Origin of the sequence: [Flexibacter] sp. ATCC 35208 (assembly GCF_001975825.1) — a bacterium.
Taxonomy (GTDB): Bacteria; Bacteroidota; Bacteroidia; order Chitinophagales; family Chitinophagaceae; genus Chitinophaga.
Map to the genome: position 1 here is coordinate 1 of NZ_MTKN01000113.1, position 10,416 is coordinate 10,416.

Annotated in this window: 6 protein-coding genes; 5 read left to right on the plus strand and 1 reads right to left on the minus strand. The window is 43.4% G+C overall.

All coding sequences use genetic code 11. The annotated features are described in order from the left end of the window. Nucleotides 1-171 precede the first annotated feature (171 nt). From BW716_RS33420 to lpdA, 3 genes are all read left to right on the plus strand, one after another. The gene (locus BW716_RS33420) at nt 172-2,766 is read left to right on the plus strand and encodes a DNA translocase FtsK (protein WP_083730402.1); all 2,595 of its coding nucleotides are present in this window, start codon (nt 172-174) and stop codon (nt 2,764-2,766) included. A gap of 97 nt (nt 2,767-2,863) precedes the next feature. After that, on the plus strand, nt 2,864-3,535 hold the full coding sequence (locus BW716_RS33425) for an outer membrane lipoprotein carrier protein LolA (RefSeq protein WP_179091384.1): 672 nt from the start codon (nt 2,864-2,866) through the stop codon (nt 3,533-3,535). 172 nt (nt 3,536-3,707) lie between these two features. Then, nucleotides 3,708-5,114, plus strand: coding sequence for a dihydrolipoyl dehydrogenase (gene lpdA, locus BW716_RS33430; protein WP_083730404.1), 1,407 nt, complete (start codon nt 3,708-3,710; stop codon nt 5,112-5,114). A 99-nt stretch (nt 5,115-5,213) separates the two neighbouring features. On the opposite strand, the gene BW716_RS33435 is transcribed toward lpdA, so the two are convergent. Then, on the minus strand, nt 5,214-8,087 hold the full coding sequence (locus BW716_RS33435) for a S8 family peptidase (RefSeq protein WP_083730405.1): 2,874 nt from the start codon (nt 8,085-8,087) through the stop codon (nt 5,214-5,216). A gap of 466 nt (nt 8,088-8,553) precedes the next feature. Here BW716_RS33435 and BW716_RS33440 point away from each other — a divergent pair, with 466 nt between their 5' ends. Both BW716_RS33440 and BW716_RS33445 read left to right on the plus strand, forming a co-directional pair. Next, nucleotides 8,554-9,381, plus strand: a complete 828-nt coding sequence (locus BW716_RS33440; RefSeq protein ID WP_083730406.1) for a M57 family metalloprotease — start codon at nt 8,554-8,556, stop codon at nt 9,379-9,381. Between the two features lie 96 nt (nt 9,382-9,477). Continuing rightward, nucleotides 9,478-10,275 (plus strand): M57 family metalloprotease, encoded by a 798-nt coding sequence (locus tag BW716_RS33445; protein WP_083730407.1) that lies wholly within the window; start codon nt 9,478-9,480, stop codon nt 10,273-10,275. Nucleotides 10,276-10,416 lie beyond the last annotated feature (141 nt).

The following is a 10,416-nucleotide window of genomic DNA, read 5'->3' on the forward strand; positions in this document are numbered from 1 at the left end:
CTTTCATGAATGTTTTTATGGCAATTCATGCCGCCTGAAGGCGAAGCCAAATTAAAAAAAAGGGTAACTTCCCTGCTGCCGCAGGCTAATACCATCGCCATTTTCAGGTATATATGAAAATAAATTCTTAATATATCAACCTGTGGCCTTAATTTTGGAGCGCAATAGAATATGTCTAAGAACAAACTGAAAACTGAAAAACCAGAAAGCAAAAAGGCTCCTCGTGCTAATGACCCCAATGTATTGAAGCAGGAAAAAGAAGCAGAGGTAAAAGTAAAGGAGCTGGTAAAAGACGAGCGCACCCACAAAGTTCTGGGTGTGATATGCCTTTTATTGTCCCTCTACTGTTTTCTTGCATTCACCTCGTATCTCTTCACATGGCAGGATGACCAGGACAAAGTATTCCGCTATAGCGCGAACATTCTCCTGATGGATAATGACGCGGTGAAAGTAGAAAATCTACTGGGTCGTTTGGGTGCATTTGTTTCCCATTGGTTTTTTTACAAAGGATTTGGCGTCGCCTCTTATCTTTTTTGCTACCTGTTCTTTATTCTCGGTGTCAACTTCATCGTTGGCCGCCGGGTATTCAGAGTATGGCGCAATGTTAAATATATCCTCTTTGGTTTACTGTTCATCAGCACCACGGCTGCATTTGTAGCAGGTCTTGCTGCTGCAGATTTTGCATGGGGTGGGGCTATGGGTGACAGCGTGAGCAAATGGATCTCTGGTTTCCTGGGTACTGCCGGTGCAGCTTTACTTTTGATGGTAGCTGGTCTGGCCTGGTGTATCTGGAAGTACAACCTGGATTTTAAATGGGTATTGCGCAAACCAAAACCACCCAAGCCACAGTTGGCCGGAATGCCGGAAGGTGTGGACGTAAATGAGGAAGTGTCTGAAGTACCAGTGAAAAAAGATCCAAAACGTAAGAATGGACTGAAGGAAAAAGGTGGTCTTATTATCGCGCCTTCGATGGAAGAACCGGAGATGGAAGACATGCAGCTGGTAGAAAAAAATATGCCGCTGACAGTGAAGCCTCCGGTAGTAGAAGAAGAAACAGAAGAGGAGGAGGAGGAAGAAGATGATGCGGGTCCATTGCTGTATATCGAAGAAACTATAGAGCAAACCGATGCCCGCAATAATAAAAAGAGCAACGCACCTTTAGATGTAGCGTGGGAAGTGAAGCCAAGTAAAGACGAACCAGATGAAGTGCTGGCAGAAGCCACTGGTACAGTGGGCGAAGCTGCTCAGCTGGATCCATACGATCCTTCCCTTGACCTTCGCGATTACAAACATCCGCCACTTGAGCTGCTTGATAACCACAATACAGAAAAGGTCGTGCAGGATGCTACAGAACTGGACAGAAACAAAGACCAGATTATCAGCACCCTTAAGAACTATGATATTTCCATCCAGAAGATCAGTGCGACCGTAGGGCCGACAGTTACCCTGTACGAAATAGTACCGGCAGCCGGCGTACGTATCTCCCGTATCAAGAACCTGGAAGACGATATTGCCCTGAGTTTGTCAGCATTGGGTATCCGAATTATTGCGCCGATTCCTGGTAAAGGTACTATCGGTATTGAAGTGCCGAATGTGAAAAAGAGCATGGTGTCGCTGCGTAACCTGCTGGCATCTGAGAAGTTCCAGCAGAGCAATATGGACCTTCCGATCGCAATCGGTAAGAAGATCGACAACGAAAACTTTATTGCCGATCTGGCCAAAATGCCTCACTTGTTGATGGCGGGTGCTACCGGTCAGGGTAAATCGGTGGGTATTAATACCTTGCTGGTTTCACTTTTGTATAAAAAGCATCCTTCTCAGCTGAAGTTTATTCTGGTAGACCCGAAGAAAGTGGAGCTCTCCCTTTATAAACTGATTGAGAAGCATTTCCTTGCCAAGTTGCCGGGCGAAGAGGATGCTATTATTACCGATACAAAAAAGGTAATTCATACCCTGAATGCCTTGTGTATAGAAATGGACCTGCGGTATGACCTGCTGAAAGAGGCGGGTACCCGTAACATCCGTGAGTATAATAATAAATTCGTACAGCGCAGGCTGAACCCGCAAAGGGGACATCGTTATCTGCCATTTGTGGTACTGGTGATTGATGAGTTTGCGGATCTGATTATGACAGCGGGTAAAGAAGTGGAAATGCCGATAGCACGTCTGGCTCAGTTGGCACGTGCGGTGGGTATTCACCTGATCATTGCTACCCAGCGTCCATCAGTGAACATTATCACAGGTACAATCAAGGCGAACTTCCCGGCTCGTATTGCTTTCAAGGTGTCGAGCAAGATTGACTCCCGTACAATTCTTGATATTGGTGGTGCAGAGCAGTTGATTGGTCAGGGGGATATGCTGGTGTCGTTAGGCGGTGATCTGGTGCGTTTGCAATGTGCATTTGTCGATACACCTGAGGTAGAAAGAGTGGCAGAGTTTATTGGGAAACAACGATCTTATCCGGAGGCGTATCTTTTGCCTGAATATGTGGATGAGAAGGAGATGGATGGAAAGGAAGTGAATTTGCAGGACAGGGATCCGTTATTTGAAGAAGCTGCCAGGGTGATTGTGCAAAACCAGCAGGGGTCTACATCTTTGTTGCAGCGCAGGATGAAACTGGGCTATAATAGAGCGGGCAGATTGATGGATCAGCTGGAAGCTGCAGGTATTGTGGGACCGAATCTGGGGAGTAAGGCGAGGGAGGTGAATGTGAAGACGGAGACCGATCTGGAAATGATATTGAATGATTTGGGAGGGGGATTTTAATTGTATTTTCCGCCTTTTTGGCACAATCTTAACAATCCGGGACCGTCCCGGCATAACATTTGTTTTTACTACTACAACAATAAAAAAACTTACCGTAATGAGGAAAATTTTATTCATGAGCATGTTGGCAGGGAGTGTAGCAATGAGCGGCATGGCTCAGACAAAAACAGGTAGCCTGGGTGCGAATGATCCGAAAGCAAAGGTGATCCTGGATAATGTTAGCAAGAAGTTTTCAACTTTCAAGACTGTTGTAGCTAACTTCGTATTGAAAGTAGAAGGTGGCAACAACAGCGTGACAGATTCCAAGAAGGGAACTGTATATGTAAAAGGCAGCAAGTATAAAGTAAACCTGGAAGGTCAGGAGATTATTAGCGATAACAAGACTAGCTGGACTTACCAGAAAGATGCTAATGAAGTGACAATCAATAATGTAGATCAAGGTAGCACACAGCTTACACCTGCTAAGTTGTTTACTAACTTCTACGATAAGGATTATTTGTACCGTTTGGATGCAGAAACAACAGAGAAGGGTAAGGTATATCAGAATATAGAGATGACACCTACAGACAAGTCTAAGAATGTTTTTAAGGTAATTGTGTCAATTGACAAGAAGAACCAGAACATTTCGAGGATGAAAATGTTTGAGAAGAATGGAAATCGTTATACATACGAGATTACCAATTTCACACCTAATACAAACCTGACGGATGCGACATTTAGCTTTGATGCTAAGAAGTATCCAGGGGTAGAGGTAGTGGATTTGCGATAAAATATTGATGGATCTTCGATTAAGAAGAAAAGAAAAGCCTGGCTATTTTTGGCCGGGCTTTTTTATTTATGGGCATATTATTTCATATGTAAGAGAAAGCCTGTTTACAAGCATACTAGCAATTGCACATTTTTTTACTACCTTTGGCAAGTTTTAATTAAAATTAAGCATTATGGCATACGACGTAATCGTAATTGGTAGTGGCCCCGGTGGATATGTGGCTGCTATCCGTGCTTCTCAGCTGGGATTTAAGACGGCAATCGTTGAAAGGGAGAGCCTGGGCGGTATTTGCTTGAACTGGGGTTGTATCCCTACTAAGGCATTGTTAAAGTCTGCACAGGTATTGGAGTATATACAGCATGCCAAGGCCTATGGAATCAATGCAGGAGAAAGCAGCGCTGATTTTGATGCTGTTATCAAGCGCAGCCGTGGTGTTGCCGATAAGATGAGCAAGGGTGTGCAGTTCCTGATGAAGAAAAACAAAATTGATGTTCTGCTGGGTACTGGTAAGCTGAAAGCTAAAGGTCAGGTAGAAGTTACAGATAAGGACGGTAAAGCTGCAGTACACGACGCTAAGTACATTGTACTGGCTACCGGTGCTCGTGCCCGTGAACTGCCTAACCTGAAAATTGATGGTAAGAAAGTAATCGGATACCGTGAGGCTATGGTGCTGCCTAAACAGCCTAAATCCATGATCGTAGTAGGTTCCGGCGCTATCGGCGTTGAGTTTGCTTATTTCTACGCTACCCTGGGTACTAAGGTAACTATCGTTGAATTCATGCCGCGCATCGTTCCGGTTGAAGACGAGGATATCTCTAAAGAACTGGAAAAGATCTACAAGAAGAAAGGTATCGAGATCATGACCAATGCATCTGTTGAAGCTGTAGAAGCAAACGGAGAGGGCGTGAAAGCGAAAGTGAAAACTGCAACTGGTGAGATCAGCCTGGAAGCAGATGTTGTACTGAGTGCTGTTGGTATTCAGGCTAACATCGAGAACCTGGGTCTGGAAGCACTGGGTATCAAGACCGACAAGGGTCGTGTACTGGTAGACAAATATTATCAGACAAATGTACCAGGCGTTTACGCTATTGGTGACATGGTTCCTGGTCAGGCATTGGCACACGTAGCTTCTAAGGAAGGTATCGTTTGTATCGAAGCGATCGGTTATAATGAGAAGAAATATGCTCACAAACCTGAGCCTATTGATTATATGAACATTCCTGGTTGTACTTATTGCGCACCAGAAATTGCTTCTGTAGGTTATACTGAGAAAGCAGCGAAAGAAGCTGGTTACGAAGTGAAAGTTGGTAAGTTCCCATTCTCTGCGTCAGGTAAGGCGACTGCTGCTGGTGCGCCTGAAGGGTTTATCAAGGTGATCTTTGATGCAAAGTATGGTGAGTGGCTGGGTACGCATATGATCGGTGCGAATGTTACTGAGATTATTGCGCAGACAGTGACTGCCCGTAAGCTGGAAACTACTTATCAGGAGGTGTTGGATTCAATTCATCCACATCCGACTATGAGTGAGTCAGTGAAGGATGCGATTGAGGTGGCTTATGGTGAGGCGATACATTTGTAATAGAAAGTATTAGCGCTATATTAAGGGTCCCGGAGGTAAACTCCGGGACTTTTGTTTTTTAGTGGCGAGTGGTATGAGGTTATTATACCATCCAGTTACTTAAAGTTTTACCAGCTTGGTGGAAAATACTTTTTTCCCCTCATCATATAATACGCAGTTATAGACACCCGGCTGTAATTGTTCGACGGATACCGTTTCCTGCAGGCTGGATAGGGTTTTAGTCAGTATCAGTCTTCCACTCATATCAAACAGTTGCAGCTGCATATTGCTCATGCTTTTGTTGACTACATTCACCAGGTTGGTGGCAGGGTTTGGAAATATCAGGTGGTCATGTTGCCTCAGCAGGTATACAGGTACCGGGTCTGAGTAAAGATCTGTACCGTTATCAGTGACGAGTCTGACCCTGTAATAGAGTAATCCTTCATGTGCATTTTCATCTTCAAATGTATAACTGGTCGCATTGGTAACTGTGCTGTTACCAATGGATACATAATCATTGCCGGAGAGCCGTTGCCAATACAGTTCACTGATATGCCAGGTAGTGCCCAGCGTTAATACAAGGGATATATTTTTAGTTGTTGTTTCATTCGCCAGTAAGCTTTTGAAATAACAACCTGTACCTTGTAACTGATAATTGGTGGCGTAGCTTTTCAAGCCAGCCCAGCCTTCTGAGTGCAATGGACTTACTGCATAAAAGGCTGAATTACCTGAAGCAGTCAATGTCAAAAAAGTATCCACTGTTTGTGTGTAAGGCAGGAGATAGGTGCTGCCCATATTATAGAGTTGATAAGCACCGGCATTTTGTAATGTATTCCAGAAGATCATCGCACTGTCTCCGCAGTCATAACCTGTTTGTAAGGTAAGGCGGGGAGAGAGATAAAATGTATCGCTGATAAAGGAGGTATCAGTGGTGGTGTATTTTAATAAAGCAGTACTAAAAGTGTCAGGAATGGTCCAGTAATATAGACCGGTAGCAGTATTCAATTGTGTTGCGATGGATTGCCAGGTTGCGCCTTTATCATAGCTGCATGAAATATCTCCTTTGCCTGTTACATTCGAATGCCATCGTAATGGAAAGGGGACAGGGTTACCTGCTACTATTACCTCTTTAGCGCCCGGATTTTGCCATTCAAAGTTATTTTCAGGTATATAGTCATAAGCAATATAAAAAGCCTGATTTGGTACGTTTAAATGATGCGCAGCCACTTGTATCTGATACGTGCCTGCGGCAGGTATATCAATAGTGACCTGTTCTACATTATTCAGACTATCACGGGAACGATGTGGTGCAGCAGATAAGGAATCTGATACAGGTGCTGTAGACAGTACCCATGGAAGATATTTACTACTACCGGTATTTACAGTTAAGTCCAGGTCATTCACCAATGCACTGACGGCATTTGCTTCGGCAGGAGGATCATTCCAGCAGAGGGTGACTTTTAACTCCTGTATACCTGTGGGTACCTGTATAGAGAAAGTACCATTGTCAGTGCCTTTTAAAAAATGATTTTCTGCTAATGTCTGTATTGCATGTAATGCATGTAAACTTCCATATCCACTGCTATAGCTGATACCGCTGCTATATCCATTGCTATTGCTATTGCTATTGCGGGCTGCACTATTGATCAATATCGCTTTGATCAGTGCTGCCGAAGGCATGGTATAATACACCTGCTTATACGCCTGTTGTAGTAACGCCGCTGTACCGCTACACAATGCCGCTGATCCTGAAGAACCATCTATTCCAAATGCTACTAACTCAGGTTTGATACGTCCATCATATGCAGGGCCTTTTGAACTGATAGATGGCACATGCAATGAATCGTCTGTGGCGCCCACTACTAATACATTCTTTGCCTGTTTGAATGTGCCCGTCAGATTTGCAAACCCGGTCATGTTTTGATAAATGCCTGTAGAATCTGCATCTGTACCTATATTACCCGAAGAGAATACATGCAGCACAGTATCTGTATTATACACCTGCTCATCAAATGCTACAGCTTCTGCACCATAGTAATTTTCTATACCTGTACCATAAGAATGGTTCTGAATAGAGACATGATATGCACGCATATAACTGCTATCCTCAGGCAGTAAGCTATAATTATAGTCAGCCGGACATAACAATGCCTGCGGTGCGGCCCCCATGCCCTTTTCACCGGTATTGCCCGCACCTGCTATCATCGTCGCCATAATAGTAGCATGCGAAGAAAAGTTTACTGAAGCATTCTCATTATATAAAAACCTTCCTACTAAATCAAGATCAGTTGTATCGAATAAATCTTCTTTTAATGATACTGTAATGTCACTTCCTTTTATCGCAGGGTAAGCCTGTTGTGCAGTATTGATTGCATTCGCAGAGATATCCGCTGAATTAATTCTTTGTTCCGGGGATGCTTTGCGTTGTACATCGGCAAAAGAAATAAAAGGTTGTGCTATAAAGGAAGACCAGTCTTTTGTGTTAATAGAAACAGTGTAAGATTGTCCATAGTGGCGTAGGATGCGACAATATGCAGGGAGGGCTGATGAGGTCACAATTAAATTGATACTGTCTTTCTGTAAATTTAAATGGTCTCTCAGTGAGTTAGTAGTGTCTCTCAATGACTTGATATTGTCTCTCAGTAAATGTATACTGTCTCTCAGTGACAATGTGTGAAGCAAATTCGTACTCGCTTTCCAGTTATCATTTGCATTATAGGTATACACCACCTTCTTCTGCAAACTACTATCGAAATTTGTCTTCTTTAGTATAAAATGCAATTGACTCAATGATTTTACTACACCATAATCATGCAGTGATTCACCGGGATATTCACGGAACTTTACGAGGTAATACCCTGTATGTTTACGCGACTGAGACTCTGCAACGTCGCTACTGGCGTATCGTGCAGCTACCTGGTCCGATAACTCCTGTGCGCCTGCTGATAATGATTGGCATACTAATAAGTGTAACAATACAAGGGTTGCTCTCATAAAGATTTTGGGTTGACAGGTTGCTCTTTGCTTCAAATAAAACTAATGTAATTCATTCATAACTTTGATAAACAAGGGAAGAAAAATTTTTTTTGGTTTCGTGGAAAGTTGTAATATTGGACCCGAGCAACTAAAATCTAAACGTCGAGGCAATTGATACCAGAGATGAAGTATACAGTCATGTACTGGCGTTAACCAAAGGAATCAAATAGTCATTGAAAACCCGGAGAGGACGCGGATCTAGCCATACCGTTTCTTTCACCCGCATCACTTTATGAGCACTAAAAATTATGTATCAACAGTAACAATTTAAACGTTCATGATGCACGTAATGTGCAGCAACTGTAAACACGAGCAATTATCTGTCGTTAGCTGTATTTACTGATGATAAATACGTCCATTTCTCATCAGCGAATCAGCTAATAATATCTTCATTTTCCTGAAACCCAAACCCAAATCTAAATGTATGCGTAAACATTCATTCAACGCCTTATTGTGTCTGGCAGCAGGCATCGCTGTAGCAATTGTGTCCTGTAAAAAAGATAACGTAAGCAGCACTAAGCCTGATGCTATCCCTACTGAAACCCTCGCAAAAATCGAAGCGCTGGGCTTCAGCTCCGCTGATGTACACAAGTTCGGCGATGATTACATAGTGGAGGGTGATATCCGCCTGACTGAAGCAGATCTGAACAGTAAATATACTGGTCCCGTACTGCGTGTAGCAAGTTCAGAGCAATATCGCACTACTAACCTGGTAACAGGTACTCCTCGTACTATTAAGATCCTGGTTGCCAGCAGTCTGGGTAGCGCTTATGTAGCAGGTACTGATACTGCTATTGCACGTTACAATGCTCTGGGCCTGGGCATCACTTTCTCCCGCATTACCAGTGGTACTGCAAACATTACTATCTCTGGTTTCAACCAGGGTCCAAGCGGTGGTTATATCACCCTGGGTTCTTCTGGTTTCCCAACCAGCAGCGGTAATCCATATAGCTCTATCCTGATGAACACTAACTCACAGGCATATGGCAGCAATCCTAATGTACTGTATGTAGGTTCTGTAATTCAGCATGAAATTGGTCACTGTATTGGTTTCCGTCATACTGATTACTTCGATCGTTCTTACAGCTGTGGTGGTACTGCTACCAACGAAGGTGCTTCTTCTGTAGGTGCTATCTGGATTCCAGGTACTCCAACCGGTGCTGATGCAAATTCATGGATGCTGTCCTGCTCCAATGGTGGCAACCGTACTTTCAATGCGAACGATGTTATCGCATTAAACTACTTGTATTAATTAGTAAGAAAGATATTCTTATTAGCTGATGCATGAGCAAAGCAGCCGGTAGCGATTTGCTGCCGGCTCATTTTTATTTACCCCAACTATTATTGTATGCGTAAACTTATATTTCTGTACTTTCTTCTAATTATAACCTCCTGTAAAAAAGAAGTAGCTGTTCAACAAACAGCTATCCCAACAGCTGTTCTGCAGAAAATTGAAGCATTAGGATTTAATGCTGCAGATGTAAAAAGATTTCAGGGAGATTACCTTGTAGAAGGTGATATCCGCCTTTCTGAAGCTGATTTAAATAAACCTGCTAACGGACCTTATTTGCGGATTGCAGGCACAGAACAATATCGTACCATCAACCTGATAACAGGCACGCCACGTACCATTACGATCAAAGTAAGTGGTTTGGGTAGTGCATTTGTAGCAGGAACGGATACTGCCATCGCACGTTTTAACAGTCTGGGTATATCGCTGACTTTTGTACGTATTACTACAGGTACTGCAGATATTACGATTTCTGGTTTTAACCAGGGGCCAAGTGGAGGATCGGTTACATATGCTTCTTCCGGTTTTCCTTCCAGCAGTGGGAACCCTTATTCTTCTATTCTTTTAAATACCAATTCTGCTGCATTTGGCAGTAATCCGAATGTATTGTTTGTGGCTTCTGTTATTCAGCATGAAATTGGGCACTGCATTGGTTTCCGTCATAGTGATTGCCTGGATCGTTCTTTTAGCTGTGGAGGAACGTCTGTTAATGAGGGGTCTGGGGGGGTAGGTGCCATCCTGATACCAGGTACCCCGAGTGCACCTGATGCCAATAGCTGGATGCTGGCCTGCAATAATGTGGGGAATCGTACTTTCAATGCGAATGACAGGATTGCATTGAACTATCTGTATTAAAATCATAAATAGATAAAAAAGAGGGGGATGTATCCTAAGTAACAGGAAGGCCATGAGAAGTGCATGTACGGAAATTCTCTCAATCAGATCAGGTACCTGAATAAAAAGGGGGCGTCCCGAAGGAGGGCACTGAAAAAGTCC

Bases quoted from the DNA above. Each gene is read 5' to 3' on its own strand.
- BW716_RS33420 (WP_083730402.1), top strand. From the start codon at position 172: ATGTCTAAGAACAAACTGAAAACTGAAAAACCAGAAAGCAAAAAGGCT.
- BW716_RS33425 (WP_179091384.1), top strand. From the start codon at position 2,864: ATGAGGAAAATTTTATTCATGAGCATGTTGGCAGGGAGTGTAGCAATG.
- lpdA (WP_083730404.1), top strand. From the start codon at position 3,708: ATGGCATACGACGTAATCGTAATTGGTAGTGGCCCCGGTGGATATGTG.
- BW716_RS33435 (WP_083730405.1), bottom strand. From the start codon at position 8,087: ATGAGAGCAACCCTTGTATTGTTACACTTATTAGTATGCCAATCATTA.
- BW716_RS33440 (WP_083730406.1), top strand. From the start codon at position 8,554: ATGCGTAAACATTCATTCAACGCCTTATTGTGTCTGGCAGCAGGCATC.
- BW716_RS33445 (WP_083730407.1), top strand. From the start codon at position 9,478: ATGCGTAAACTTATATTTCTGTACTTTCTTCTAATTATAACCTCCTGT.